This is a genomic window from Psychrobacter sp. CoH-33_TS_01 (assembly GCF_058189395.1).
Genome location: NZ_JBVGQI010000040.1, coordinates 1 through 288 on the forward strand (window position 1 = coordinate 1; position 288 = coordinate 288).

General features: G+C 61.1%; 1 protein-coding gene. It reads left to right on the top strand.

The window, feature by feature from the left end:
- Positions 1–3: 3 nt before the first annotated feature.
- Positions 4–288 (top strand): DUF3422 family protein (locus ACZ2XM_RS15475; RefSeq protein ID WP_490619012.1); only part of this gene is annotated, 285 nt, incomplete at its 3' end.

Sequence of the window (288 nt, forward strand, 5' to 3'; positions counted from 1 at the left end):
ACCGTGTACGGCATGCCGGCCTACACCGATCGTGCTGCCGCCGTGGGTGAAGTGCATGCGCGCCCGCATCTGTTGATTCAGGCCCCGCGCGGCATATTGCAGCTCGCTTTCATGACCGAAGGCGACCAGGCCAAGGATCAGATGGCGATGAGCGAGTTGTCTCATCGCTTCGGCGTTGCCGAACCCGACCATGCTACGCCGCTTCACGGCGTGACATGGGACGAAGGAGACCTGCACTGTGAAAAGCACACCGAGTTCTCGACGTATCTCTGGTGCGCTTCGCTGGAT